Below are 26207 nucleotides of genomic sequence, written 5' to 3'. Positions count from 1 at the left end.
AGCCACCTCCTTCAAGATTATGTATACTGCTATCTTATCAGATGTAAACGCTTTCTATCTACTGAATTTGTTTTTCTCTCATGGAAAGTTTTTTTGCTATGTACGTTCCGAGTGCTGCACACCTGTTGATCAAAACAGCTTGCGGCGTCGCTGCCGGTGTTTAGATTTTCCTTTCCCGGCAGCGGAAGAAGCCCCTCTCCCTCCATAAAAGCCACCACAAAGAAAACCGCGCCGGAAAGACGCTTCCAGCGCGTAGTTTTCACCCGGTCCCTTTCCATGCGGACCTCCTGGTTCGTTGCTTACTATAGATGAATGAGTACCATTGTGATTACGAACGGGGAAGAGGTGTCACAGCGATGGAGACAGTACCTGGACCGACATGTGTTCCGATGACCGGACCGATATCGGTAATGACTTCTTCTTGCACGTCGAAGGTATCTTTTAATTTCTGCATAATCTGTACAGCCTCTTCTTCTGCCTGTGCGTGGGAAATACCGACATGAAGTGGCATGCCGTTGTATTGATTTGTGAACTCATCCACGATTTTCTGCAGCGCTTTTTTGGACCCTCGTACTTTTTCAAAAGGGAATACTTCTCCCTCTTCATTCAGGGACAGGATCGGTTTGATTTTCAGCAGCGATCCAACGAGCGCAGAAGCTTTGCCGATTCTGCCGTTCTTCTGCAGGTATTCCAGTGTATCTACCATGAAAAAGACAGTCGTGTTCCGAAGCATGTCCTGCACCTTCTCCATAACGTCTTCTTTGGACGCCCCTGCCTGTGCTGCTTTTGCCGCTTCGACAACGATGATGCCGATTGCGTAAGAAGCTCTTCGGGAATCTACCACATCTACCGGCACTTCGTTCCCAAGCGTCTGCTGGGCAATATAGGCAGACTGGTACGTCCCGCTCAGTTTAGACGAAAGATGAATCGACACGATCGGTTTTTTCTCTGCTTCATACAACGCTTGATACATGTCCTCGAACTGAGCCGGGGTCGGCTGGGAAGTAGTCGGCATCAGCGTGCTCTTCCCGAGCTTCTCGTAAAATGACGCGGGAGTAAGATCGACACCGTCCTCGAATGTCTCTTCACCGAAGTGAACTTTCAGTGGAACAACGTGGATATTCAGCTTCCTGGCCAATTCCTCTGGAATGTCTGCGGTTGAATCTGTCACTATCGTTACCTGACTCAAGACGGATCCCCTCCTTATTCAGCAGAGATTATATAGGAGTACAGCGGCTGTTCTCCGGAGTGAACCTCTACTTCGATTTCTTCATCCTGTTCTTCAGCCCATGAGGCAAGCGTTTCTGCTTCTTCCTGGGTCCGGTCTTCACCGTAGATGATGGTGATGATTTCAGTATCTGCTGTTTTCAGCTCATGAATCAATTCTTTCGCCACATCCTGCACGGAAGAGCCGCAGGAGACAATTTTTTTGCCTTTGATCCCCATGTAATCCCCTTCAGAAATCTCCACTCCATCCAGGCTGGTATCTCTGACGGCATAAGTGACTTCCCCTGTCTGAATTTCATGCACAGCACTGCCCATGGCTTCTGCTGTCTCGGCAATCGGTGCTTCCGGATCGAAAGCGAGCATGGCAGCAAGGCCTTCCGGAACGGTCTTTGTCGGAACGACTTCCGCTTCTACATCCGTCACGTCTGCTGCTTGTTCCGCTGCCATGACAATGTTGCTGTTGTTCGGGAGAAGAATGACGCGCGATGCATTCACTTCTTCAATCGCCTTGATAAAGTCTTCCGTGGACGGGTTCATTGTCTGACCGCCTTCAATGACCTTCCGGACGCCGAGTCCTTCAAAAAGCCTGCGGATGCCAGCGCCCATACCGACGGTAATAACAGCTGTTCCGGTCTGAGGTGCCGCCGCTGCAGGAGCCCCGCCGCGGTCTTCCTGAACAATATTGGAGTGCTGTTCGCGCATGTTCTCCACCTTCACATTCACGAGGGAACCGAAACGCTGCGCTTCATCGATGACTTTACCCGGATACTCTACGTGAATATGTATTTTAAGCAGATCCTCGTCCGATACGACAAGAAGGGAATCTCCGTGTTCACTCAGCTCTTCCCGGAAAGCCTGTTCATCGTATGGATGTTCCTCCAGTTTTTGATTATCAAACTGCACCATAACTTCCGTGCAGTAGCCGAATTCAATGTCTTCCGTAGCCATATGGCCCTGGGCGCTCTGATGGTGCTCCAGCTTCACCAGTTCGTCCATGGACGGGATCTCATCTTCTTCCGCTACAGGCTTTCCATTTAGAATAGAGAGAAAACCATCGTAGATACTGAGAAGTCCCTGACCGCCGGAATCGACGACGCCGACTTCCTTCAGTACGGGAAGAAGTTCCGGCGTTCGTTCAAGCGAAGCGGCTGCTTCTTCCTGTACGATTTCCATCAGCCGGACGATATCATCCTCTTTTTCCGCCGCTTCCACCGCAGCGGATGCAGCATCTTTCGCCACGGTCAAAATGGTGCCTTCCACCGGTTTCATCACCGCACGGTAAGCAGTATCAACACCGTTCTGCAGCGCTGCTGCAAAAGCAGGTGCTTCCAGCTCCTTCTGCTTTTCCACCTCTTTGGAAAAACCACGGAACAACTGCGAAAGAATCACGCCGGAATTGCCGCGTGCCCCCATCAACAGCCCCTTGGCAAATGCTGAAGCCGTTGTCCCGGCATGTCCGCTTTCCTTCCCCTGCATCTCCTTCACACCGGAAGTGATGGTGAGGTTCATATTGGTTCCGGTATCTCCATCAGGAACCGGAAACACATTCAGTGCATCGATCTTCTGCGCGTTTCTGGAGAGCTCAGCTGCCCCCTGACGAAACATTCGGGACAGTATCTCTCCGTCCAATACCTTTACTGCCACGTCTTTTCCTCCTGTCATTACCTAGTTTGTCACTCTTACGCCGGAAACGAAAATATTGACGGAACTGACTTTCAGTCCGAGCATCTGCTCCAGCTGATATTTCACTTTCTGCTGCACGTTATGAGCAATTTCGGAAATCTTCGTCCCGTAGCTGACGATAATGTACATATCAATATGCACATGATCCTCTTCTTCGCGGATGACTACGCCGCGGGCAAGATTTTCTTTTTTCAGCAGATCGGTAATCCCATCCTTCAGCTGTTTCTGCGAAGCCATGCCTACTATTCCGTAGCAGTCGACTGCCGCTCCTCCGGCTATAACTGCTACGACCTCTTTCGATACATCAATATTTCCATATTTCGTATTCATTTCAATCGTCATATCAGGAAGGCCCCCTCCGGAATTATTTAGCTGAAAGGCTAAGGTCATTCTACTACATTCGTCGCTTGAAGGAAAGCTGTCCCTGACTTTCGTCGTACACTTCCTGTACACGCTGCCCAGGCCCGGGCAGCTGAAAGCCTTCCGTCAAGGCTGAAGCCTTGAAATTAATGGTTGAATTCTCGAAATGTGAATGCTAAAATACATGAGTATGAGAAACGAAGGGTTTTAAGAAGGAGGGAATATCATGTCACGACGTTGTGTTGTAACCGGCAGAGGCCCGGCTACTGGAAATAAACGCTCCCACGCGATGAACGCAAATAAGCGCCGCTGGGGTGCTAACGTGCAGAAAGTCCGCATCATGGTGGACGGCAAGCCGAAGCGCTGCTACGTTTCTACCCGCGCACTGAAATCCGGCAAAGTCGAGCGCGTATAATGCAAAAAGCTGTCTGTCCCATTCCGGGTCAGACAGCTTTTTTTCATGCACAAGAACGGCAGACGCACGCTGCCCGTATGTTACAGATCGCTGGACTCGACTACCAGCAGGAGCCCGGTACGAAACGAGACCGATGCCCGGCGCGCATCGATCTCATTACTGATGCAGCGCGAGCTGCCCCTGCTCAGTACAGCGTCCTGGAGCGGATAGCGGAAGCCGGAAAGGGTCAGTCCTGTTACTTTACCGGTCAGGGAGAGAAAGGAAATATAGTCGTACCCGTTGGTAAAGTCGTGCGTCCCCGGGTGGAGAAGACGGCACCGATTCTGTCTGTCATGCATTGTCACCGGTACCGGGCAGCCTTCCATCATCTGCAGTGCAAAGAGGGCATGGTCCATCCGTCCGCCGGTACCCGCGAACAAATGAATCTCGTCCGCTCCTTGCCGGATTGCCAGACGTACCGCCAGTTCAAGGTCGACTTCATCTTTCTCAGGAGCATGGTGCTCTACCCGCTCTGCCTGCTGTTGTACCCGATCCCACTCCTCCGGCGTCACCGAATCAAAATCTCCCACGGCCACATGGAGCGGGAGCGAGGCATCGAGAAGTCGAACAGCACCATGATCGACCCCGATATAGAAATCTCCTGCATCCGCGTCCGGCATCAAGGACAGATGTTCCGGCGCCCCTGCTGTAATCACCGCAATCAAGATTCTGCTGCATCCCTTATCTGCTGCAGTGCCGCAGCGCGGTCGCTGCTTTTAAAGACAGCGGAACCAGCAACCAGCACATCCGCCCCCGCTTCGGTACAGAGGGCAGCAGTCTCGGCATTGATTCCGCCGTCCACCTCAATCTCCGTGCCTTCTCCGGCAGCAGCATGAACTTCTTCAATCTTCGCTAATACGGAAGGAATGAAAGACTGACCTCCAAATCCGGGATTCACCGTCATCAGCAGAACGAGATCAACATCCGGAAGAACCGGACGAAGCGCATCCACCGGCGTCCCCGGATTAATGACGACCCCGGGCCTGCAGCCGGCTGCCCGAATCTGTTGAATCGTCCGGTGCAGGTGTGGACAAGCCTCCGTATGCACCGAGATAATGTCAGCACCCGCTTCAGCGAACTGCTCAATATAGCGCTCGGGCTGCTCGATCATCAAATGCACGTCCAACGGCAGGGAGGTATGCGGACGAACCGCTTCCACAATCAAAGGTCCTATTGTAATGTTCGGGACGAAATGACCGTCCATCACATCGATATGAATGTAGTCCGCTCCGGCTGCTTCTACTTCTTTGATTTCATTTCCAAGATCAGCAAAATCTGCTGCCAGGATAGAAGGAGCTAGTTTAATGTCTGCCATGATTAGTACCTCCGCTTCGTATTCGCAATTTCGTCATAGAACTGCAGATAGCTTGTGTAACGGAAATCAGCGATATCCCCGTCTTCCACCGCTGTCCGTACCGCGCATTTCGGCTCACTACGATGAGTGCAGGCCCGGAATTTGCATTCCTGTATACGCGCAGCCATCTCTGGGTAAAAATGAGACAGCGTTTCTGCTTCGATGCCATCAAAGTCCAGCGAGCTGAATCCCGGTGTATCTGCAACATATCCGCCCTCCGGAAGAGGAAGCAGTTCCACGTGTCTCGTCGTATGCTTACCCCGGCCGAGGCTGGACGATATTTCGTTCGTTTCCAGCTCAAGTTCCGGCCGCAGCTGGTTCATCAGAGATGACTTGCCGACTCCGGACTGGCCGGCCAGCACGGATACCTTGCCCTGCAGGACCGGACGGAATTCCTGCAGGGCCTGCTCATCGTCCATCGCTGTACGGTGAACGGGGTACCCGATCTCCTCATACACGGCCAGCTTTTCCTCATCCGAAGCCGTCAGCCCAAGATCCGTTTTCGTGACGCAGATGACGGTATCAAGATCATGGGCTTCCGTATGAACGAGCAGGCGGTCCAGCAGAATCGGGCTGAAATCAGGCTCTTTAGCAGAAAAGACGAGAAGAGCCTGTTCGATATTGGCAATCGGCGGACGGATCAGCTCGTTCTGCCGCTCTTTCACATCCAGCACATAGCCGTCCGTCCGGTTTTCCGCCTCAAACACAACCCAATCTCCAACTAGAGGCGAAATGCCGCGCTTCCTGAAGTTCCCTCTGCCCCGGCACTGAAACGTTCCTTCTTCATTCTCTACGTAGTAAAAACCACTTATTGCTTTAATGATACGTCCTTCTGCCATAAGCACCCCCGTGATTATTCTTCATACTGGAGCAGCTGCTGATACGTGTACGTATACGGTGACTCCTCAAACTCTTCATCGTTGACGATAAATTGCAGCTCTGCTTCCTCTTCTGGATCCAGTGTGATCTCAATATCAAACTGCGTGGAGCTGCTGATTGTTGCTGACTCGACCAGTACGTCGTCGTTCTCACTGTCCGTCAGATAAAATTCAATGTCATAAGAGACGTCTTCATCCGCTTCCGGGACTTCCACCTCAAAAGGGACGGAGGCAGTCACGCTCTCCTGCTCCTCTTCTTCCGTGTTCTCCGGTACTTCTTCCTCTCCTCCTGGATCGGGCTGCAGAGGAGCTTCAGCATCTTCGGGTTCCGGCTCCGGACCTCTCGACAGCACTACTTCCACTGTAGACGATTCCTCGATATCGGTTCCTCTAGGGGGATCCTGATCAATCACCGTCCCTTCCTCGCCTGTGGTGCTGTATGCCTCTGAGAAGGAGACCGTCATATATGGCTCCTCCTGCATTAAATCGAGTACCTCACCTCGAGTCATGCCAAGCAGGTTCGCCATTGTATACACATACCGTTCACTCACAACCAGTTCCACTCCGGTCTCAGCCGGGATGATGGTTTCGCCCGCTGCCGGGGTCTGTTCCAGAATCCGGTCATCCGGGTGCTCGGTCGTCTCTTCATACGACAGGGACACATCCGAAAACTCTTCCAGCACCTCTTCGGCTGCTTGCAGATCCATCCCTTCCAGATCCGGCATGTCCACGGAAGGATCATAACTGCTGACAATCATCGTGATGGAGGAGCCTTCTCGTACCGTCGTTCCGGCCTGAGGATCCGTACCTATCACATGATCGTTCATGATCTCATCGTCTTCACGGTACGTCCGCTCCACGGTAAGGTCCATATCCGACAGTTCAGCTTCCGCCTGATCTGCCGGCTCGTCCGTGAGATCCGGAATGGTGACTTCATCGACCTGCATGGCTGCGGGTACGATAAGGACGGCTAATAAAGCGAGAAGGACCAGTATACCAGCGGCCCAGAAAAATCGTTTTCGCGAGGTTTTCTTTTTGTCCGGCGCAGCAGCAGGTACTTTCGTTTCCTCTTCGGCTGCTCCCTGCTGCAGATCTGCGGCAGGGACTGCTTTCGTCGCTTCAAGATCTTCCTGAAGATCCAGCGGCGCTTCCCCGGCACGTGAAGGATCGAGTACCGTATCGAGATCAGCGAGCAGTGCGGAGGCAGAAGCATAACGATCATCCGGATTTTTTGCGGTCAGTTTCGTGATCACATTGTTCAAAGGCTGGGGAATGTCTGACCGTTCCAGCGGCGGCAGCGTTTCCTGCAGGTGCTTGAGTGCTACAGAAACTGCCGTATCTCCCTGGAAAGGCACTTCCCCCTGCAGCATTTCGAACGCGATCACCCCAAGCGAGTATAGATCAGACCTGTATGTAATTCTTCCTCCTCTCGCCTGTTCAGGCGAAAGGTAGTGAACAGATCCGAGAATCGAGTTGGTATGGGTAATGGTGGCCTCACTGATGGCTCTGGCAATACCGAAGTCTGCAACTTTAGCCGTCCCGTCCAGGCCGATTAAAATGTTCTGCGGCTTGACGTCCCGGTGAATGATCCGGTGCCGGTGGGCATGATCAAGAGCGGCGGTCATTTGACTGAGAATCCGCACAGTCTCCTCCGGTGTCAGAGGACCTGCACTTCGAATGTACTCCTTCAACGTCTGTCCTTCCACATACTCCATCACCATGTAATAGGTGGACCCGTCTTCTCCTACGTCATAAATAGGGACAATATGCTCGTGAGAAAGGCTTGCAGAGGATTCTGCCTCCCGGTGGAAGCGGCGGATGAACTCATCATCTTCGGCAAACTGTTCCTTCAGCATTTTCAACGCTGTATAACGATCCAGGATCAGGTCCTGCGCCAGGTAGACGTCGGCCATCCCCCCGCCTCCGAGCGGCCGGATCAATTCATAGCGTTCGTTTATTCGCCGGCCCTGCATCATATCCGGCCGCTCTCAAAGGGCTGGACGAGAACAAGGGTGATATTATCTTCGCCGCCCCGTTCGTTAGCAAGATTGATACACTGCCCGGGAGCCTCATCCGGGTCATGATTTCTCACGATCGTATCGATATCATCTTCAGATAGTTTATCCGTCAGTCCATCCGAACACAAGAGGAGCTTATCCCCTTCGCGCAGAAGCAGACTGCCTGTCGATACCTCCAGATCTGTATCGGTTCCGACAGCCTTTAAGAGCAGATTCTTTTTCGGATGGCGCTCGGCCTCCTCCGCTGTCAATTCTCCCTGACGCACGAGCTCGGCTACGAACGAATCATCGGAGCTCACCTGGGTGATTCCATGTTGATGAAGATGATAGAGTCTGGAATCGCCCACGTTGGCAAACAGAACTTCTCGTCCTTGGCAGAGAACGGCCGTCACAGTGGTTCCCATCCCGTGATACTCCGGGTACTTCTCCTGATAGCTGAACACTTCCCGGTTGGCGTCTGCTACGGCGGACTCCAGCCAGGAGGCATCGAGGGGGCCGGGTTCCTTCTCAAATTTATCTCTGATGACCCGGCAGACAATCCCGCTTGCGACATCCCCTGCTTTATGGCCTCCCATACCGTCGGCTACTGCAGCAAGAAGGAGATTTTGGTGCGAGGCAGTGACGTAACTATCTTCGTTGAGCTTTCTGACTTTCCCTTTATCAGTCCCGGCATAGAGCAATCGCTTCCCCTCTTTTCTATCGAGATTTCTGAACAGCTGCAGCAAAAAAGCCATCCGTGTCGTACCGGCCTGGAATCAGCTGCAGCATCCAGCCGTCCTGCACGTCGGCGTGAACAGCGGCAGGGATTTCTTCCATTGGCAGAGCGCCGGCGGATGCATCCTCATGCCGTTCGACGAAAGCAAGAATCTGTCGCTCATTCTCCTCTGCTTCAATCGTACACGTGCTGTAGAGGAGTGTCCCGCCCGGTGCAAGCTGCGTCCATACGTGATCGAGGATATCCGCTTGTATTTTCTGCAGCCGGTCAATATCTTCTTCCTGCTTGGTCCATTTCATATCCGGCTTCCGCTGCAGCACACCTAGTCCGGAACAAGGAGCATCGACAAGGATGCGGTCAAACGGCTCCTCCCACTGTTCCTTTCTGGCATCCCCCGTCTGTACGCGAATGTGAGGCAGACCGAGCCGTTGAGCCTGTTCTGCAATTAAGGACGTTTTATGCGGATGCAGATCCAGTGCTGTAATCGAAGCTTCCGGTGCAAGGGATGCAATATGAACGGTTTTGCCGCCCGGCGCGGCACAGGCATCCAGGATGCGTTCGCCCGGATGCGGAGATAGGAGCCGCCCGATCAGCATCGATCCCTCGTCCTGTATGCTGAAGAGCCCCTCTTCAAACGCTTTCGTTCCGGCGGCGCTCCCCCGCTGAATACGCAGGGCATCCGGCAGCAGCGGGCTCGGGGTGCTCTCCACCCCTTCTTGCGAGAGCCGCTCCTGCAGCTCTCCCCGTGTTATCCTGGTCAACTGTGTGCGGACTGCCGTATGAGGCGGAGTATTATTGCCGGCTGCAACAGCTTCCGCTGTCTTCTCCCCGTACTGATGCATCCAGCGCCGGATCATCCAGTCTGGGTGGGAATGCTCGATGCCGATCCTGGTAACTGGATCGACGTTCTGGGGCACACCGGTTTCTCCTCCACGCAGAAAAGCACGGAGGAGCCCGTTCACAAAGCCTGACGTTCCTTTATGACTACGCTTCTTAGCGATGGTTACCGCCTCGTCCACTGCCGCATGATCGGGCACCCGGTCCAGGAACAACAGTTGGAACATGCTCATGCGCAGCAGCACGACAACCCAGTCGTCCAGTTTGTCGAGCGGCTTCTTGCTTAACGCAGCAATTTCATGATCCAGCCTCCGCCTGTGCTGCAGCGTCCCGTATACGAGCTGGGTTAAGAGTCCTTTGTCCCTGGCAGGGATGTTTTTGTTCTTCATCACCTGATCCAGAAGCAGGTTGCTGTAAGCCTGGTTTTTTTCAATTTTGATCAGTGCATCCAGAGCTGCTTCACGTACGTCTGTCATCATCGTCTCCTAACCTGGTTCCTGTCTGCCATCCGGTGCTCTGCAGAAACGCGGCAGCATCCATCTGCTTCTTCCCTGCCGGCTGGAGACTGATCAGCTGCAGGCACGTGCCGTTTCCGCAGGCGATCAGCAGCTCTTCCGGCGCCGCTTTCGCGACCGTTCCCGGCTCCCGCTCCGTCGTCTCCGGGCTCACTTCGGCCTGGTGGATCTTGATCCGGCGTCCATCTTCCTCCGTGTACGCCACCGGCCACGGATACAGCCCACGGATCTGGTTGAATACAACTTCAGCCGGCTGGGACCAGTCTATCTTCTCTCGTTCTGCTGTAATGTTCGGTGCATAAGTGGCCATCGTCTCGTCCTGTGCTTCCGGTTCAATCAGATCGGCCTCCACTTCAGGAAGAACGTCCGCAAGCAGCTCCGCGCCGGCGCGGCTCAGTTTTTCATGCATGGAGCCTGTCGTGTCGGACGGGTCAATCGGCACAACCGCTTTGGCCAGCATGTCGCCTGCATCCAGTTTTTTGACCATGTACATTATGGTCACACCGGTTTCTTTCTCCCCCTGAATCACCGCTTCATGAATTGGAGCGCCGCCCCTGTATTTTGGCAGCAGGGAAGCGTGCACATTGACAGCTCCTTTAGGCGGGATTTCCAGAACAGCTTCCGGCAGAAGCTGACCAAATGCAGCGGTAACGATCAGGTCCGGTGCCGCTTCTTTGACCGGAGCGTAGTCGTCTTTGATCTTCTCCGGCTGAAAAACCGGCAGTCCATATTTTTCTGCCGCCTCTTTTACCGGCGGCGGCGTCATCAGCTTCTTCCGTCCTTTCGGCCGGTCCGGCTGGGTGACGACGAGCGAAACGGTCCATCCTTTTTCTATAATCTTATCCAATACCGGCACAGCAAAATCCGGTGTCCCCATAAACACTATGTTCATCCTGGATCCCCCTTCTGTCTACATCATCATGTAAGGATTTGTATCAATTGTCAGCTGCAGTCCCGTACGCTGCAAATCCGGCTGAAACGCTGCACGCAGGTCGTGCAGTACCCGTTCAAGATGTGGTTCAACTTTGTATTTTATCATGACTTGATAGCGATATCTATCTTTGATACGGGGAACAGCGCACGCATTCGGACCATACACCACCGTGTCCTGATGCAGCTCCCGGCGGAGATAGGAGGCCATCTGACCGGCCTTTTCCACTACCAGCTGCAGATCTTCATGCTGCACCTGGAGGAGAACCAGAAAATAAAAAGGAGGGTGCCCTCCCATCCGGCGCATCCGCATTTCTTTTTCATAAAAGCTGAGATAATCATGCTGCTGCATATCCAGAATACTATAATGATCCGGAGTGTACGTCTGTACGAGTACTTCCCCGGTTTTCTCGTGCCTGCCGGCTCTGCCTGCTACCTGCGTCAGCAGTTGAAACGTCCTCTCCGATGCCCGGAAGTCCGGGAGGTGCAGCATCGCATCGGCGGCAAGTACTCCGACCAGAGTGATGTTTGGGAAGTCCAGTCCCTTCGCGATCATCTGGGTACCGAGAAGCACATCGGCTTCGCCGCGGCCGAAAGCATCCAGCAGCTTCTCATGCGCGCCTTTGCGCTGCGTTGTGTCGACATCCATACGGATGATGCGGATCCCTTCAATCACCTTCTTCAGCTCTTCTTCCACTTTTTGTGTCCCGGTACCGAAAAAACGGATGTGGGCACTCTCGCATTCAGGACAGGAGGTCGGTGCGGTTTCTTTATAACCACAGTAATGACACTGGAGGTTCTGGTGGGCGCGGTGATAGGTGAGCGAGATGTCACAGTGGGGACATTCCGGCACAAACCCGCAGTCCCTGCACATCATGAAGGAGGCGTAGCCGCGTTTATTGAGCAGCAGCACGATTTGCTCATTTTTTTCCATCCGGGCTCTGATCTGCTCTGTGAGCCTGTCGGAGAACATAGACCGGTTCCCGTTTTTCAGCTCGGAGCGCATGTCCACCAGAGTCACTTCCGGCAGCTTTTCATCGTTTATCCGATTTTCCATCGTCAGCATGTGGTAGAGGCCTTTCGAGGCCCGGGCACTGCTTTCCAGTGACGGTGTTGCACTGCCGAGGACCACGGGACAGGAGAACGAAGCAGCTCGTTCGATTGCTGCATCCCTGGCATGATAGCGCGGTGATTCCTCCTGCTTATAGCTCGCTTCATGCTCTTCGTCGATGATGATAATACCAACGTTCGTAAACGGCGCGAACACAGCGGATCTCGCTCCTACGACAATGTCTACGTCTCCATCCCGGATACGTTTCCATTCGTCATATTTCTCCCCTTTGGATAGAGCGCTGTGCAGCACAGCCGTCCGGGAACCGAAGCGTCCTTTAAAGCGGTGAACCATCTGAGGGGTGAGCGAGATTTCCGGCACGAGGACCACGGCTTCCTTCCCCTGGGCGAGCACCTTTTCGATCGCCTGCATGTATACTTCTGTTTTTCCGCTTCCAGTCACCCCTCTTAAAAGAAAGGTCCGGTGTTCCCTTTGTTCACAGGCAGCCGTGATCTGTTCCATAGCGGAACGCTGTTCATCAAGAAGCGGCAGGGCATAGCTTTTTTCAATCATTCTGCCCGCGTAGGGATCTCTCCGGACGATGGTCTGTTCTTTGATCAGCAGTCCCTGTTCTGTCAGGGTGTCGAGGACGGCTTTTGTACAGATATGTTTCATATCTGCAGCCGTCAGAAGTTCGCCCGAAGCAAGCAGGCGCAGCACAGCTGCCTGTTTCGGGGCCTTTTTCTGCCGCGATTCCGCCCACTCTTCTGCCATAGCTGTGTCGGAGATCCGGTACACCAACTGCGTCTTTTCCGCTTTCCGGGTTGTCACTACCGGGTCTACGAGCAGATCTCCCCGACGCAGTGCAGCAGTGACCAGACTGAGCGATTCTTCATCCGTTTCCTTTTTCCATGCATCCCAGGAAGCAATGCCGCCCTCTTCATCGAGAAGTGCCAGCAGCTCTTCGGGCAGGTCGCCGGCATGACCGGCAGTATAAATACGTTTGTCGTATTTGGCCCGCATCGCCTGCGGGAGCATGGCTTTGAGCACAGCCACGTGAAGAGAAACGGTGGACGCCTTCAGTTTGTAGGACAAATCCAGCAGTTCCGGGGTCAGCGGCGGTGTTAAATCCAGCTGTTCCGACAGCGGCTTCAGCTTCGAGCCGGGTACATCCGATGTTTCTTTCAGTTTCATGACAAAACCCTGTACGGGCCGGCCTGCAAACGGGACGTGGACTCGGCATCCCGGTGCCATCGTATGGCGGAACGGCGGCGGCACTTGATAGTCGAACACTTTATCAACGGCCTGGCTCGGCACGTCAACGACCACTTCAGCGATCATGAGGTCCGCTCCATTTCCTGCCGGCCGCATCCAGAACTGCCGCTGCTGCCTCTTTCTTGCTCATTAATTCCAGTTCCTGACTGCTGCCATCCTTGAAGAAAAGCGAGAGCGTATTGTTGTCGGATTGAAATCCGGACGATCGGCCGCTGACGTCGTTGGCGCAGATAAGATCCAGGTTTTTCTTTTCCAGCTTCGCTTTCGCATATTCTTCGAGATCTTCCGTTTCTGCCGCAAAGCCGACAAGCACCTGTCCTTTTTTTCTGTTCCCAAGCTCGAGCAGAATATCCTTCGTTCTTTTCATGTTAATGGTCGTTCCCTCATCCTGCTTTTTCTCTTTTTGTTTCGTCGGCGTCGTCGGAGTGTAATCGGAAACAGCTGCTGCTTTGATCACGAGATCCTGCTCATCGAAGCGCGAGGTTACGGCATCATACATGTCTGCAGCACTCTCCACGTTGACACGCCGTACGCCGTGCGGATCCGGAAGTGAAGAAGGCCCGCTCACCAGCGTCACATCGGCTCCCCGTGCAGCTGCTTCTTCAGCGAGGGCAAATCCCATCTTGCCGGAAGAGCGGTTGGAGAGGAAGCGCACAGGGTCGATCTCTTCCTGCGTCGGTCCCGCGGTTACGAGCACTTTTTTCCCGTGCCAGGCGGGATGGCTTCGATAAATAAAATGATGCTGCACCATGGCCAGCAGGTCTTCAGGTTCGGCCATTCGTCCTTTTCCAGTATATCCACAGGCCAGATAACCTTCATCCGGTTCGATAAACTGATAACCGTCCTCCGTCAACTGTTTCATGTTTCTCTGGACGGCAGGGTGACTGTACATATGTACGTTCATCGCCGGTGCCGCCAAAACGGGACAGGTAGCAGCCAGCAGTGTCGTTGTAACCATATCATCAGCGATTCCGTTGGCGAGCTTCCCAATTACGTCAGCTGTTGCCGGGGCAATCAGGACCACGTCCGCCCAGTCGGCAATGTCGATATGGGCAATACCATGCGGATCCGGCTCATCGAAAGTATCGGTATAGACGTGCTCCCGGGACAACGCCTGGAAGGTGCGCGGCGTTACAAATTCCTGGGCGCCTCCGGTCATCATCACTTTAACAGAGAACCCCGCCTGCACCATTTTGGACGTGAGTGCAGCTGCCTTAAATACCGCAATACCTCCGCTGACAGCCAGCAGTATATTCTTTGTGCTCATGCTATTCCTCCTGATCTCCCGCGGCATTTCCATCAAAGCACTTCTGCGGGGCTACATATGTTCTTATTCTACCACGGGGCCGTGCTTCTGATAAGAGAACCGGTTCATCTGATTAAGACTGCCGGTCGCTTTTTTGTTCTGCGCGCGTATCGGCACGACCGCCTTTATGCGCAGAGAAGCATGCCTCATCCGTGTCGGTGCATCCGCTTGTCTCGTCCTCCGCCTTCTCTTTCAGATCGTTTCATTTTTGAGGAGAGACAGACCTTGGAATCGGGAAAAGCCCTGAGGTGTGCGGAACTTTCTGTCGAAACGATGTCTCATGCAGATGATTCGAACCAATTTTCCGTTCTTCCTGAACAGCGGAGAGACAACTTGACGTATGGACACAGCCGGTCCTGTCGAAAAAAAGAAACGATCTGAGGGTATCAGATCGTTTCGTGGACATCGTCTTCGTTCAACGTATAGTGGAGCTGTTCTGCTTCAATTTCTTCCAGCGCCATTCCGACGAAATTGACGGACTGTGCACCTTCCGGGTGATTGAATTTCTCCGGATGTTCGCGGAGCTGACGTGCGCGCTGGGCAGAAACGGTCACCAGCGTGTACTTGGAATTAATTTTTGTCTGCAGCGAATCGATCGATGGCTGAAGCATTGATCATCATCCTTCCATCAGTTGTTTGTATAAATGAATCAAGCGGTCTTTACGGCAGTTTTCTGCAGTGACGATAGATTTAATCCGTTCAACGGCAGCCTGTACTTCGTCATTTTCCACTACGTAATCGTACTTGTCCATCAGGTCTATCTCTTCTTCCGCAACCGTCATCCGGCTGTCGATCAGCTCATCGGTCTCTGTTCCCCGGCCTTCGATTCTGCTTCTCAGCTCTTTCAGGCTCGGCGGCATCAGAAAGATGAACACCCCTTCCGGGAACGTTTCCTTCACCTGCAGTGCTCCCTGGACCTCGATCTCCAGGATGACATCATGCCCTTTATCAATCATTTCTTCTACATAGGCACGCGGGGTGCCGTAGTAATTGGATACATACCGGGCGTATTCCAGCATTTCGCCGTCCCGGATCATCCGCTCGAATTCGTCCTTGGACTTAAAGAAGTAGCTGACACCATCCTGCTCCCCTTCGCGTGGAGACCTCGTGGTGGCAGATACAGAATACTTGATATCTGTGTCATGTTCGCGCAGTGCGCCGCAGACCGTACCTTTTCCTACTCCGGATGGACCGGAAAGCACAATCAGCAGTCCTTTTTCTCGCTTCATTCGTCTCCTCCACTCCAATGAATAGTACACATCAGTATAGCATGAAAACAGCCCGCTCGTCACGGGCTGTTCCAATTATTCCTCCGTTGCGTCTTCTTTGCTTGTAATAACCCGCTGCGCAACTGTTTCCGGCTGCACGGCAGAAAGAATGACGTGATCACTGTCGGCGATAATCACTGCCCGCGTGCGGCGGCCGTAGGTGGCATCGACAAGCATGTTTCGATCCCTCGCATCGGAGATAATCCGTTTGATCGGCGCTGATTCGGGACTCACAATCGAAATAATTCTGTTGGCGGATACAATGTTACCGAAACCAATATTAATCAGTTTAATATCCAAAACTGCATCTCCTCATTTCCTACTCGATATTTTGTGCCTGTTCGCGCATCTTTTCAAGATATTCCTTCATATCCACGACGAGTGGACTCATGCCGGCAGCTCCGGTTTTCGAACCAATTGTATTGATCTCTCTGTTCATTTCCTGAATCAGAAAGTCAAGCCTGCGGCCGACCGCTCCCGATCGGTCCAGCGACTCCCGGAACTGCTCGATATGACTCTCCATCCGTGTCAATTCTTCCTGAATATCGCTTTTTTCTGCGTATACAGCAACTTCTGTCATGATTCTGTCTTCGCGGATCTCGGAGCCTGACAAAAATTCCTCTACACGCTGACGGAGCCTGGACTCAACATTCCGGCGCAGTTCCGGAATGTGGATCGTGATTTTCTGACAAGCTGTCTCCAGTTCTGCCAGGAGCTCATGCATAGCATCATACAGCTTCTTTCCTTCAGCCTGTTTCATCTGCGTGCACTCAAGCACTGCCTGCTGAAATAAACGTCCCGCTTCTTTCTCTTCTGCCGGTGCAGCATGATCTTCTACGCCGACAAGAGCATCATCCTGAAGAAGGGCCGCTGCTGGAAACGTTTCGGTACTGCCTGTGTATTCTTTCAGCTGTTCGAACGCGCTGCGGTACTGCTCCAGAAGCTGCCAGTCTATGTGGAGCTGTCTCTGCGCTGCTGTATCTTCATGAAGATAGACCGCCGCCTCGAGCTTCCCGCGTTCTGCATATGTACGCAGCACCTCATGAAAGTCTTTCTCCATGTGCTGCCACTTCCTCGGCAGCCGAACGGAGGTTTCGCAGAATCGATGATTAACTGCTTTAATTTCGATTGAGACTCTTCCGGCATCGATTGTCTCTTCCGCCCGCCCGAATCCTGTCATACTTCTGATCATAGCTATCACATCCACTTTCCCATTCTAAACAATTTCATCATTTCCTACAAGTACTGCGGATGAATCTGCCTGAGCATCCGCTCACAACCACCTGCATGCTGCTCGTATTCCAGCAGAGCCGATTCTGTTATAATACGTGCAGAGGAGGAATGCAGTATGGCTTTTGACGGTACAGTCACGAGAGCCGTGACAACAGATATTCAAACAAAACTGGAAACGGGGCGGGTGGCAAAGATACACCAGCCTTATCCAACAGATATTGTGATGACGATCCGGGCGGCAGGAAAAAACTATCCTCTTTTTCTGTCGGTCAATCCGAACTTCTCCCGATTTCATATCACGAATGTGAAGTTTCAGAACCCATCGGAGCCTCCGCTCTTCTGCATGGTCCTCCGAAAGCACCTCGAAGGAGCCGTGCTGGAGAACGTCGAACAGGAGGGACTGGAGCGGGTCATTACGTTTTCATTCAAAGGACGCAATGAGCTCGGGGACGTCTCCTATAAAAAGCTGGTTCTCGAGCTGATGGGCCGGCACAGCAACCTGATTTTTCTGGACACATCCACCAATACCATCCTTGAGAGTATCAAGCATATTCCGCCGTCCCTGTCCCAGTACCGGACGGTGCTCCCCGGGCAGCCGTATACCGCCCCGCCGCACATGGATAAACGTAACCCTCTGGAAACTGCTTCCGAGGAGATCATCCACTATGTGAACTGGAACGAAGGAAAGCTCGATAAACAGCTGCTGAACACCTTCAGTGGTCTTTCTCCCCAGCTGATTCAGGAGATCCTTTTCAGGGCGGGGCTGCCTGACAAAACGTCACTTCCAGCTGCTTTTCAGGAGGTGATCGATCCGGTCAGAGAAGGACGTTTCGAGCCGCAGATCATTCGTGGAAAAAGAGATTTGTTCTCGGTCGTGCCACTGACTCATGCCGACGGGGAAACGATCCGCTATGACTCCGTGCATGCCATGCTCGACGGGTTTTTCACGAATAAAGCAGAACGGGACAGAGTCAAGCAGCAGGCTTACGACCTCGAGCGGCTCCTGCGGAATGAATACGACAAGAATAAGAAGAAAATTAAAAAGCTCGAACAGACCCTTCAAGATGCTGCGCGTGCAGCAGAACAGCAGAAGTACGGAGAGCTGCTGACAGCGCACATGCATCTCTGCCGGACCGGAGATAAAGAAGTGACTGTTACGGACTACTACGATGAAAATCAGCAGGAGCTGAGCATTCCATTGAACCCGAGGCTGAGCCCTTCTGATAATGCCCAGCAGTATTTCCGGCGCTACCATAAACTGAAGAACTCTGTGGCGCATGTGGAAAAAGAAATTGCTTCCGCCCGGCGGGAAATGGAGTACTTGGAGCGGCTTATCCAGCAGATGGAAATTGCCGACACGGAAGACATTGAAGACATCCGGGAAGAGCTGCGGCAGGAAGGGTACCTGAAGAAGAAACCTGCCGGTAAAAAGAAGAAAAAAGTGGATAAACCGGCCCCGGACCGCTATCTGTCCACGAGCGGCATCGATATGTACGTCGGAAAAAACAACAAACAAAACGAATATGTCACGATGCGCCTCGCCAGACAGGATGACTGGTGGTTCCACACGAAAGATATTCCGGGTTCCCATGTCATCATCAGAAGCACCGAGCCCGATGAAACCACCGTGCAGGAGGCAGCACTTCTTGCCGCTTATTTCAGCAGAAGCCGGCAGTCCGGCAACGTGCCGGTGGACTACACAAAAATCCGGCATGTGCGTAAACCGAATGGAGCGAAACCGGGATTTGTCACCTACGACCAGCAGACCACGCTGTTTGTTACTCCCGATGAAACAGCTGTTCATGCGATGAAGCAGCGATTTGAAGCAAAACAAAAAGAAGAACGGCGCAGCCAGAATGCCTGACTGAGCTGGGACAAAACGAGAAAAGTAAGAAGCCCTCAGCCTTGATTGGTGAGGGCTTTCTGTATGAAAGGGGGTTGGTCCTTCCAATGACAATCGCCTGCCGCGGGCAAGGCTTCAGCTGACCGTCGCAGGCACAGCGGCTCCTGCTTTTCCCGCGCAGCGTGCGCTGCCGTCTCCATCGATAAACACGCATCCTTTCTCATTACTTAAAAAAGGATATCCTCGTGAAACAGGGACTTCCCTCCTCGCCGTGAACGTGAAAGAGCGCACTGCCAGGAGTACATTTCATGATGGTTCTTTACAACTAAAACGCTCTCGACGATCTATACCGGATCATCGAAAGCGTTATTACTTGCCAGAGAAGTTTTTGTCTCCGTCTTTTTTTGTGCCTTCTACATTCGCAGCATCAGCCAGCCGATGGCGAAGAAGATCACATTGAATAGAGCGACGGCAAATAGAGCTGCCCCGGCGATCACCCAGAAGTTCTTCATCTTTCCTCCTCCCAGACGAGCGGAAGATAATCTGCAAATCCTTCCACGAGGCAGTCTTCTTCTCCGGGAGAAATCCAGTAGTAGGAAAACTCCAGGCCTTCTTCTGCTCCACCGCCCGTAGGTTCATGCACCCACGCCTGCGGAGCCTGCTCAGCAGGCATCTCAAAAAAATAGCGGTGGTGGCGCTCGCCATTCGGATGTTCCCATTCATCCTCTGCCAAAAACCGGGGAGACGTAGGGCTCAGGCCGGTTTCTTCCATCATTTCACGCACGGCGGCTTCGTCCGGTGACTCCCCTTCTTCAATCGTGCCTTTTGGTATTTGAATACCACCTTTAGGAAGAGGATGCCGGAAGACGAGGCACTCTTTCCGTGCGTTTTTCGTTCGGGTGACATACACGTATGCTTTCGGGAGGATTTTCACTGCAGATCCCTCCTTAAGGCAGTTGTTTCCGAAACACATAGCTGACTTTGCTGTACTCCATTTTCTCCTCATAAAACCGATGAGCTTCGGAGCGCTGCAGTCCGGAAGACAGAGCGATGCTGTCATATCCATTATTCAGCGCCCAGGCTTCCACGCTCTGCAGCAGCTTCTTCCCGTAGCCGGCAGAACGCCTGTCTTCGGCAGTGACGAGATCACTGACCCAGACAAAACGTCCATAATACAGCGTCACCATCGGCTGAAAACCGACAACAGCTGTCATAACGCCGTCATCATAAAGAGCGGTGAGCCGGTACCCCTCCTTCGGCTGTGCCTCCAGAACGAGTTCCAGGTACGTTTCTTCAGACAAGTGGGTGCGGAGCTGCTTCATAAGCGGATACGCCTGTATAATTTCATCTTCCGTTACCAGCTCTTTCATTGTGACAGACACGTCATCACCTCATTCACTTTACTGCTTCCAGTATATCATATCGGACGGGGCTGGATTGAATCATCTGCGCTCGGGGTACGAGAGAAAGAAGGATCGAATGGATAAACATACAGGAGGATCAACGATGATTATATTTGAAAGAAACGATGCATTCTATATGACCGAACAGGAACATCATGCAGAGATATCCGGGGATCTTGCGCACCACTGGCTTGCCGAATCCGACCCTCTCTCCCCAGAAGCCGTTCAGGCATGCAGGCTGCACGACCGAGCATGGAGGGAACCGGATGCAGCCCCGCGCTGGAATGACCGGGCGGATGCACCGGAATCGTTCTTACACTATCCCGTGGTCCCAAAGATGATTCATTACAGCTATGGGATTGATGAGGTAGAACGGACGTCAGCCTATGCAGCCTACTTGAACAGTCTTCACTACACGTCGTTAACCGGAAGCGATTCTGAAGCGGAGAGCGGCTTTCAGGAAAAAGAACGCCTCCGGAGACAGCGGCTGTATCCGGAGGCACCGGAGCAGGCAGCAAGGGATCTGCTCGTAATGCAGTTCACCGACAGCCTCTCCCTGTTCTTTTTTATGCACCCGCATGGGAGTACGTATAAAAACAGCTCCCACGGACTGACGGACAGCACCGACCACGCGTTTGCCGAAAACAGGGACATTACCGGGAGCTGGACGTCTGCGGACAGCTTCGAACTGGATCCGACTCCTTTTCATCACCCGTTTACGACCGAGCTCATCTGGCGGAAAGTCCTGAAATCCGACGCGTACGAACGCGGCCTGACAGCAGCATTTCATGATGCCGAACGAATCAGGAAAACGATCCGCATCTCCTGATCCGCACTATCCGGTCTGTACGGCGTCAAACTGGGAGCGGACGAGCTCATAATACTCTCCTCGCTGGTCGAGCAGTTCCCGGTGGTTCCCCTGCTCCAGCACGCGGCCGTTTTCCATCACGAAAATGGTATCCGCATCGCGGATGGTGGAGAGACGATGAGCAATCATAATTGCGGTCCTTCCCTCCAGAAGCCGCTCCAGCGCACGCTGGATCACCTGCTCTGTCTCCGTGTCAATCGAAGCCGTAGCTTCATCCAGAATTAATATTTTCGGATCGGCGAGAAGCGCTCTTGCAAAGGAAATCAGCTGTCTTTCTCCAGTAGAGAGGATATTGCCCCTCTCTTCTACTTCCGTTTCATATCCATGCTGCAACCTGGAGATGAAGCTGTCAGCTCCGACTGTGACAGCCGCACGCCGGCATGCATCATCATCTGCTTCTGGATTCCCGAAACGGATATTATCCATGATGGTACCGGAGAAAATGAACGTATCCTGAAGAACAATACTGACCTGACTCCGGAGACTCTGGAGCGTGACATCCCGAAGGTCCTCTCCATCGATCAGAACCCGGCCTGCCGTCGGATCATAAAAGCGGGTGATCAAATTAACGATCGTCGATTTCCCGCTTCCGGTATGACCGACGAGCGCTGCAGTACTGCCCGCAGGAATTGTCATCGTCACTTGATCAAGCGCCTTTCTTCCCGTCTCGTATGCAAAATCCACTTCGTCAAGCTCAATGTGACCTTTCATCTCGCCGATTGGTTCCGCCCCTTCTTTTTCCGGCACGGAAGGCTTTTCGTCCAAGAATTCAAAGATTCGTTCAGAAGACGCCATCCCGACGAGCAGTTGATTGTACACCTGGCCGAGCCGGGAGATCGGCTCCCAGAACATCCCTAGGAATAAGGAGAACGTAAAGAAGTCTCCAACTGAGATGCTGCCGCCCTGATACAATACAACCCCGAACCAGAGCAGAATAGCTGTACCAACTGCCCCGCTCATCTCCACGAGCGGCCGGAACATCGCACTGCGCTGGGTGGCATGACGCCACGATTCGTAGTTACGCCCGTTCAATTGATGAAAAAAGCCGATATTCGGTTTTTCCTGCGTGTAGGACTGCGTGACGCGGATGCCCTGGATACTCTCATTCAGATGGGAATTGAGCGTCGACTGTTTCTGGCGGACGTCCTGCCATGACCGGCGGATACTGCGGCGCAGCCTTGTAGAAATGAAAAACATGAGCGGCAGCACAATCATAATCGCGAGCGTCAGTTCCGGACTGATGATAAAGAGAATGACGATAATACCAGCGAGCATCAGAATATCCATCAACAGATTGATAACCCCGTTGGTGAAGAGGTCCTGCAGGCTGTTCACATCATTGGTGATCCTGACGAGAATCGAGCCTGCCGACCGCTGATCAAAGAAACGATGGGAGAGCTTCTGGATATGATTGAAGAGCGCTGTTCTCAGATCGAAAATGATCAGCTGTCCCAGCTTGTTCATAAATCGGATCCGCATCACGTTGCCGACCCAGGACATGACATACATCCCGATCAGCAGGAGGACGACGAAGGAAAGAAAGTCCAGCGACCCTCCCTCAATGATTCTGTCGAGAGCATAACTGCCGATGAGAACCGGTGCTGCCAGTCTGACTGCCGTTGACAGGAGCATGCCGATCACCGCTGCCGGAAGCAGCGTGAACGCATACGGGCGCATATACCGGAACAACCGGAGCATCTGCGACCAGTTGAACGGCTTTTCGATGATCTCGTCATTGGAGTAGTGAAATCTCCGGAGCGTCGGATCTTCTTTACGAGCTGCACCCATTATCTCACCTCCTGATGCGATTCCTGCATAAATTGATGCTGGTCCTGATATTGGAGATCATAAATCCGGCGGTAATGGCCGTGAAGATTCATCAGTTCCTCATGAGTACCGCGCTCCACGATTCTGCCGTTATCAAGCACAAGAATCTGATCGGCGTGCATCAAAGAGGAGATCCGGTGGGCAATGATGAAGGTCGTACGACCCTGCATGACCTCCCGGAAAGCGGCCTGGATTTTTGCTTCCGTCTCCATATCCACCGCACTGGTCGCATCGTCGAGAATAAGGACAGCCGGATCCACGCAGATCGCTCGGGCAATGGCAATCCGCTGCTTCTGTCCTCCGGAAAGTCCTCCCCCTCGTTCACCAAGCACCGTGTCATATCCATCCGGCAGCTGCATAATAAACGCGTGCGCATCGGCTCTGGCCGCAGCATCCATAATGCGGTCCATATCCGCGTCCGGCCGGCCGTAGGCAATGTTATCCTTTACGCTGGAAGAGAATAAAAAAGAATCCTGAAGCACCACACCCGTATTGCTGCGGAGTGTCCGCAGCGTGTAATCGTGGACGGGTCTGTCATCGATGCGGACGCTTCCGCTGTCCGGTTCATAAAAACGCGTGATAAGCTGCGTGATCGATGTTTTACCGGAACCAGTTGCGCCGATCAAACCAATCGTCTCCCCGGGGCGTGCTGTAAACGAGACATCCACCAGCGCCGCTTCCTCTTCGGTATCATAGTGGTGCAGGACGTGATCGAATTCAACTTTTCCATCGAGTCTCTCCCGGTGCAGGGCTTCCGGCAGATCTTCGATGTCCTCCGGTTCTTCGAGTACTTCCAGCAGTCTTGTCCCGGAAGCTTTAGCCTGGGAGAACGTATTGACGATAAAACCGAGGTTCATCAATGGGTTGATGATAAACCAGATCAGGCTGAAAAAGGCTGCCAGGACGCCGGGTTGAATGTCGCCGGAGATGACGAGAAAACCCCCGTAGCCGAGCAGGATCACCACGCAGAAATGACCGATCATCTCCATCAGTGGAAAATACCTGGACCAGATATTGGATGTTTCAATGTACTTGTCTTTATAGTCCGCGTTTTTGTCTTCAAACCTGCCCATCTCAAAATTCTCGCGCGAAAGGGATTTGACGGTCGGCATTCCGCTGATGTTCTCCTGCACTTTCGTCGTCAGTCCTGCAAACGAGCGGCGGATTCCAGTAAAAGCGGGGTGCACCTTTTTGTCAAAGCGGTACACGGTGACGAGCAGAAACGGCATCGCAGCAAGGGTCACAATGGCGAGCTGCGGGCTGTAATAAATCATGATGCCCATGCTGAACATCACGAGCATAACCATGTTGATCAGCTGAGCAAAGCCGAAGGAGAGAAAGAAGCGGAACCCCTCTACATCGGCCGTAAGACGCGACATTAAATCTCCCGTTCTTGCATTATCATAGTAACGAAAAGGCAGATACTGCAGTTTTTTATACAGTTCATTCCGCACTTCATAAACAGCCCGGATGCCGAACAAATCTCCCAAGTACTGATGGTAGTAGACGGCCACAGATTTCAGGAGAGTAATCAGAAAAAATCCAGCTGCTGCATAAGGAATCCAGTCATAATTGCCACCGAGAATGATATTGTCGATCGTAATCTGCAGCACAATCGGGTACACGACCGTAAAAGCAGTAACGGCAAGAAGCAGAAAGATGGAACCGATAAAATAACGTTTGAACGGCCAGTAAAATGGTTTTAACTTTTTAAAGATATCCATGGTCCGCCCCCCTTTCCAGCACAGTTTATTCAATATATCGATACACGAAATATTTTTCCAATCTTATTTTTCAGCAAATTCGGTCATTTATGTAGATGACCTCTTTCAACCGGCGGATTTCGTTTCTTTACGTCTGTTTACAGTGGTACACGAGGTTACTGCAACGAAAAGAACTCCGCACCGTCCAGGCGCAGAGCATCTGCTGTCCACATACGGAAGGCGTTCCCTTGAGCAGCGGGACAGCGGGCTATTTTCTCCAGAGAATACCAATCCACCAGACAAATAGAAAAATATGTATAAATCCGACGTAGAGAGAAAGAAGATCGAAATTCTCTATGCCATTCATCATAAAAAGGATGAAGCCAGCTTCGTACGGCTTATCCATCCAGAGCATCACGACAGACAGCGGGGCTGTAAGTACAACGATGATGAGGATCACGGACGGCACCATGTGACGTCCCTTCAGTACTTGATACACAGCGGCTGCGAGTGTAACAAGCAGAATGAGCAGATATACGTAGAATGTCCAGTCAGCCACAAACGTCAGTCCTTTCTGTTCCGCTTCTTACTGCTATTCCCTCCCAGACACCAGTACAAACGAGGGGGCAGCAGAAATTACAGCAGCACGCTGCGGTCGTTCCTGATCCAGCCTTTCTGTTCAGACGCAGCCTCCTCAGAAGATCATCCCCCCTGCCCCGGACAGCCATCTTTCTTCTATATCAAGAGAAGATGTCTTTAAGGCGAGGGAGGTTTCCGTACAGGTAGACAAACGCCGCCATGATTTATCGGGCTCCGGTACGCACCGCGCTTGTGATCATGCCGAAGGCGTTGGCAGTGCGCCGAAACGTGATATCAGAAAAGCCTTCCCGCTGGAGCCGGTCCAGAAGATCTTCTTCCGTAAACCGGTGACGGCGTTCCGCGATGTCGCCCCACTGTTTCATCATCGGCTTCTCCTGTTCCGGAAGTGCCTCTGCGGCCGCGGCTGCCCGGGCGGCGGTAAAGTCCGGCCCCGGATTCAGTGTCAGCAGCTTTCCGCCGGGCTTCAGCACTCTCGCAGCTTCTCTGAACGCCGGCTGGGGATCAGGCAGCAGAAAGAATACACAGACAGCTGTGACTGTGTCAAAGCTGCCACTCTCGAATGGAAGAGCTTCGGCGCGGCCGCGAACGAAGCTCAAACGACGGCATTCCGGATGGAGAGCCGCCGCCGCAGCAATCATTCTTTCTGAGAAATCGATTCCCGTCGCTGAGGCATACTGCTCGTGCCACCTGCCAAGCATCCGTCCCGTGCCGCAGCCGATATCCAGCAGGCAGCTGTTACCGACCGAGGACACCATTTCATCCTGCATGCCGGCAAACCAGGACGAGCAGGCCATCTGATCAAAAAAAGCTGTTTTCTCGTCGAACACCGATGCATCGATTTTCCGCATAGTCGACTGCT

At 52.9% G+C, this 26207-nt stretch carries 26 protein-coding genes; 3 read left to right on the top strand and 23 right to left on the bottom strand.

Annotated features, from left to right (window positions below; genetic code table 11):
- Positions 1-29: 29 nt before the first annotated feature.
- Genes G477_RS0100315 through G477_RS0100300 form a run of 4 tightly spaced genes read right to left on the bottom strand, consistent with a single transcriptional unit; the run spans position 30 to position 3252 of the window.
- Positions 30-278, bottom strand: a complete 249-nt coding sequence (locus G477_RS0100315) for a hypothetical protein (RefSeq protein WP_026696222.1) — start codon at positions 276-278, stop codon at positions 30-32.
- 50 nt (positions 279-328) lie between these two features.
- Positions 329-1189 carry a DegV family protein gene (locus tag G477_RS0100310; RefSeq protein ID WP_026696221.1) on the bottom strand — a complete coding sequence of 287 codons (861 nt, stop codon included), beginning with the start codon at positions 1187-1189 and terminating at the stop codon, positions 329-331.
- A gap of 14 nt (positions 1190-1203) precedes the next feature.
- On the bottom strand, positions 1204-2871 hold the full coding sequence (locus G477_RS0100305) for a DAK2 domain-containing protein (protein ID WP_026696220.1): 1668 nt from the start codon (positions 2869-2871) through the stop codon (positions 1204-1206).
- Between the two features lie 21 nt (positions 2872-2892).
- Complete coding sequence (locus G477_RS0100300; protein ID WP_026696219.1) at positions 2893-3252, bottom strand: Asp23/Gls24 family envelope stress response protein; 360 nt, start codon at positions 3250-3252, stop codon at positions 2893-2895.
- Positions 3253-3496: 244 nt separating this feature from the next.
- On the opposite strand from G477_RS0100300, the gene rpmB reads away from it, so the two are divergent.
- On the top strand, positions 3497-3685 hold the full coding sequence (rpmB, locus tag G477_RS0100295) for a 50S ribosomal protein L28 (protein ID WP_026696218.1): 189 nt from the start codon (positions 3497-3499) through the stop codon (positions 3683-3685).
- An 80-nt stretch (positions 3686-3765) separates the two neighbouring features.
- Here the strand turns inward: rpmB and G477_RS0100290 are convergent, their stop codons facing one another.
- From G477_RS0100290 to G477_RS0100220, 13 genes are all read right to left on the bottom strand, one after another.
- Entirely contained in the window at positions 3766-4380 is a 615-nt protein-coding gene (locus G477_RS0100290) for a thiamine diphosphokinase (protein WP_245575344.1), read from the bottom strand.
- 5 nt (positions 4381-4385) lie between these two features.
- Positions 4386-5039 (bottom strand): ribulose-phosphate 3-epimerase, encoded by a 654-nt coding sequence (rpe, locus tag G477_RS0100285; protein WP_035210756.1) that lies wholly within the window; start codon positions 5037-5039, stop codon positions 4386-4388.
- Between the two features lie 2 nt (positions 5040-5041).
- Positions 5042-5917 (bottom strand): ribosome small subunit-dependent GTPase A, encoded by an 876-nt coding sequence (gene rsgA, locus G477_RS0100280; RefSeq protein WP_026696215.1) that lies wholly within the window; start codon positions 5915-5917, stop codon positions 5042-5044.
- Positions 5918-5931: 14 nt separating this feature from the next.
- Positions 5932-7932 carry a Stk1 family PASTA domain-containing Ser/Thr kinase gene (gene pknB / locus G477_RS18280; RefSeq protein WP_051287568.1) on the bottom strand — a complete coding sequence of 667 codons (2001 nt, stop codon included), beginning with the start codon at positions 7930-7932 and terminating at the stop codon, positions 5932-5934.
- Complete coding sequence (locus tag G477_RS0100270; RefSeq protein WP_026696214.1) at positions 7929-8654, bottom strand: Stp1/IreP family PP2C-type Ser/Thr phosphatase; 726 nt, start codon at positions 8652-8654, stop codon at positions 7929-7931. Before G477_RS0100270 ends, pknB begins: the two co-directional genes overlap by 4 nt.
- A 16-nt stretch (positions 8655-8670) precedes the next feature.
- Positions 8671-10002 carry a 16S rRNA (cytosine(967)-C(5))-methyltransferase RsmB gene (rsmB, locus tag G477_RS0100265; protein ID WP_245575312.1) on the bottom strand — a complete coding sequence of 444 codons (1332 nt, stop codon included), beginning with the start codon at positions 10000-10002 and terminating at the stop codon, positions 8671-8673.
- Positions 9986-10933: a methionyl-tRNA formyltransferase gene (fmt, locus tag G477_RS0100260; RefSeq protein ID WP_026696212.1), complete on the bottom strand. Its 948-nt coding sequence runs from the start codon at positions 10931-10933 to the stop codon at positions 9986-9988. The genes rsmB and fmt overlap by 17 nt, the downstream gene beginning before the upstream one ends.
- 18 nt (positions 10934-10951) lie before the next feature.
- Positions 10952-13363, bottom strand: coding sequence for a primosomal protein N' (gene priA / locus G477_RS0100255; protein WP_026696211.1), 2412 nt, complete (start codon positions 13361-13363; stop codon positions 10952-10954).
- Positions 13353-14564, bottom strand: coding sequence for a bifunctional phosphopantothenoylcysteine decarboxylase/phosphopantothenate--cysteine ligase CoaBC (gene coaBC / locus G477_RS0100250; protein ID WP_026696210.1), 1212 nt, complete (start codon positions 14562-14564; stop codon positions 13353-13355). The genes priA and coaBC overlap by 11 nt, the downstream gene beginning before the upstream one ends.
- Before the next feature lie 425 nt (positions 14565-14989).
- The gene (rpoZ, locus tag G477_RS0100235) at positions 14990-15214 is read right to left on the bottom strand and encodes a DNA-directed RNA polymerase subunit omega (protein ID WP_026696209.1); all 225 of its coding nucleotides are present in this window, start codon (positions 15212-15214) and stop codon (positions 14990-14992) included.
- A gap of 6 nt (positions 15215-15220) precedes the next feature.
- Complete coding sequence (gene gmk, locus G477_RS0100230; RefSeq protein ID WP_026696208.1) at positions 15221-15832, bottom strand: guanylate kinase; 612 nt, start codon at positions 15830-15832, stop codon at positions 15221-15223.
- A 75-nt stretch (positions 15833-15907) separates the two neighbouring features.
- The gene (gene remA, locus G477_RS0100225; protein WP_026696207.1) at positions 15908-16171 is read right to left on the bottom strand and encodes an extracellular matrix/biofilm regulator RemA; all 264 of its coding nucleotides are present in this window, start codon (positions 16169-16171) and stop codon (positions 15908-15910) included.
- Positions 16172-16190: 19 nt separating this feature from the next.
- Complete coding sequence (locus G477_RS0100220; protein WP_026696206.1) at positions 16191-17063, bottom strand: YicC/YloC family endoribonuclease; 873 nt, start codon at positions 17061-17063, stop codon at positions 16191-16193.
- 156 nt (positions 17064-17219) lie between these two features.
- Here G477_RS0100220 and G477_RS0100215 point away from each other — a divergent pair, with 156 nt between their 5' ends.
- Positions 17220-18968 (top strand): Rqc2 family fibronectin-binding protein, encoded by a 1749-nt coding sequence (locus G477_RS0100215; protein ID WP_026696205.1) that lies wholly within the window; start codon positions 17220-17222, stop codon positions 18966-18968.
- Between the two features lie 487 nt (positions 18969-19455).
- On the opposite strand, the gene G477_RS0100200 is transcribed toward G477_RS0100215, so the two are convergent.
- Complete coding sequence (locus G477_RS0100200; protein WP_026696204.1) at positions 19456-19881, bottom strand: NUDIX hydrolase; 426 nt, start codon at positions 19879-19881, stop codon at positions 19456-19458.
- A gap of 13 nt (positions 19882-19894) precedes the next feature.
- Complete coding sequence (locus G477_RS0100195) at positions 19895-20317, bottom strand: GNAT family N-acetyltransferase (RefSeq protein WP_026696203.1); 423 nt, start codon at positions 20315-20317, stop codon at positions 19895-19897.
- 136 nt (positions 20318-20453) lie between these two features.
- Here G477_RS0100195 and G477_RS20370 point away from each other — a divergent pair, with 136 nt between their 5' ends.
- Positions 20454-21179: a DUF3891 family protein gene (locus G477_RS20370; protein WP_051287567.1), complete on the top strand. Its 726-nt coding sequence runs from the start codon at positions 20454-20456 to the stop codon at positions 21177-21179.
- 6 nt (positions 21180-21185) lie between these two features.
- On the opposite strand, the gene G477_RS0100185 is transcribed toward G477_RS20370, so the two are convergent.
- From G477_RS0100185 to G477_RS20365, 4 genes are all read right to left on the bottom strand, one after another.
- Positions 21186-23006: an ABC transporter ATP-binding protein gene (locus G477_RS0100185; RefSeq protein ID WP_026696202.1), complete on the bottom strand. Its 1821-nt coding sequence runs from the start codon at positions 23004-23006 to the stop codon at positions 21186-21188.
- Positions 23006-24769 carry an ABC transporter ATP-binding protein gene (locus tag G477_RS0100180; protein ID WP_026696201.1) on the bottom strand — a complete coding sequence of 588 codons (1764 nt, stop codon included), beginning with the start codon at positions 24767-24769 and terminating at the stop codon, positions 23006-23008. Before G477_RS0100180 ends, G477_RS0100185 begins: the two co-directional genes overlap by 1 nt.
- Before the next feature lie 247 nt (positions 24770-25016).
- Positions 25017-25307: a hypothetical protein gene (locus tag G477_RS0100175; RefSeq protein ID WP_026696200.1), complete on the bottom strand. Its 291-nt coding sequence runs from the start codon at positions 25305-25307 to the stop codon at positions 25017-25019.
- A gap of 244 nt (positions 25308-25551) precedes the next feature.
- Positions 25552-26196 (bottom strand): class I SAM-dependent methyltransferase, encoded by a 645-nt coding sequence (locus G477_RS20365; RefSeq protein WP_051287566.1) that lies wholly within the window; start codon positions 26194-26196, stop codon positions 25552-25554.
- Positions 26197-26207 lie beyond the last annotated feature (11 nt).

Source organism: Alkalicoccus chagannorensis DSM 18086, from assembly GCF_000429725.1.
In the GTDB taxonomy this organism is placed as follows: Bacteria; Bacillota; Bacilli; order Bacillales; family Salisediminibacteriaceae; genus Alkalicoccus; species Alkalicoccus chagannorensis.
Note: the sequence above shows the minus strand (reverse complement) of the source record. Positions and strands in the feature narration are given on the sequence as shown.

Bases quoted from the DNA above. Each gene is read 5' to 3' on its own strand.
- G477_RS0100220 (WP_026696206.1), bottom strand. From the start codon at position 17,063: ATGATCAGAAGTATGACAGGATTCGGGCGGGCGGAAGAGACAATCGAT.
- G477_RS0100180 (WP_026696201.1), bottom strand. From the start codon at position 24,769: ATGGATATCTTTAAAAAGTTAAAACCATTTTACTGGCCGTTCAAACGT.
- G477_RS0100195 (WP_026696203.1), bottom strand. From the start codon at position 20,317: ATGAAAGAGCTGGTAACGGAAGATGAAATTATACAGGCGTATCCGCTT.
- coaBC (WP_026696210.1), bottom strand. From the start codon at position 14,564: ATGAGCACAAAGAATATACTGCTGGCTGTCAGCGGAGGTATTGCGGTA.
- G477_RS20365 (WP_051287566.1), bottom strand. From the start codon at position 26,196: ATGCGGAAAATCGATGCATCGGTGTTCGACGAGAAAACAGCTTTTTTT.
- G477_RS0100185 (WP_026696202.1), bottom strand. From the start codon at position 23,006: ATGGGTGCAGCTCGTAAAGAAGATCCGACGCTCCGGAGATTTCACTAC.
- G477_RS20370 (WP_051287567.1), top strand. From the start codon at position 20,454: ATGATTATATTTGAAAGAAACGATGCATTCTATATGACCGAACAGGAA.
- G477_RS0100215 (WP_026696205.1), top strand. From the start codon at position 17,220: ATGGCTTTTGACGGTACAGTCACGAGAGCCGTGACAACAGATATTCAA.
- G477_RS0100315 (WP_026696222.1), bottom strand. From the start codon at position 278: ATGGAAAGGGACCGGGTGAAAACTACGCGCTGGAAGCGTCTTTCCGGC.
- gmk (WP_026696208.1), bottom strand. From the start codon at position 15,832: ATGAAGCGAGAAAAAGGACTGCTGATTGTGCTTTCCGGTCCATCCGGA.
- fmt (WP_026696212.1), bottom strand. From the start codon at position 10,933: ATGAACATAGTGTTTATGGGGACACCGGATTTTGCTGTGCCGGTATTG.
- rpoZ (WP_026696209.1), bottom strand. From the start codon at position 15,214: ATGCTTCAGCCATCGATCGATTCGCTGCAGACAAAAATTAATTCCAAG.
- rsgA (WP_026696215.1), bottom strand. From the start codon at position 5,917: ATGGCAGAAGGACGTATCATTAAAGCAATAAGTGGTTTTTACTACGTA.
- priA (WP_026696211.1), bottom strand. From the start codon at position 13,363: ATGATCGCTGAAGTGGTCGTTGACGTGCCGAGCCAGGCCGTTGATAAA.
- pknB (WP_051287568.1), bottom strand. From the start codon at position 7,932: ATGATGCAGGGCCGGCGAATAAACGAACGCTATGAATTGATCCGGCCG.
- rsmB (WP_245575312.1), bottom strand. From the start codon at position 10,002: ATGACAGACGTACGTGAAGCAGCTCTGGATGCACTGATCAAAATTGAA.
- G477_RS0100300 (WP_026696219.1), bottom strand. From the start codon at position 3,252: ATGACGATTGAAATGAATACGAAATATGGAAATATTGATGTATCGAAA.
- rpe (WP_035210756.1), bottom strand. From the start codon at position 5,039: ATGGCAGACATTAAACTAGCTCCTTCTATCCTGGCAGCAGATTTTGCT.
- rpmB (WP_026696218.1), top strand. From the start codon at position 3,497: ATGTCACGACGTTGTGTTGTAACCGGCAGAGGCCCGGCTACTGGAAAT.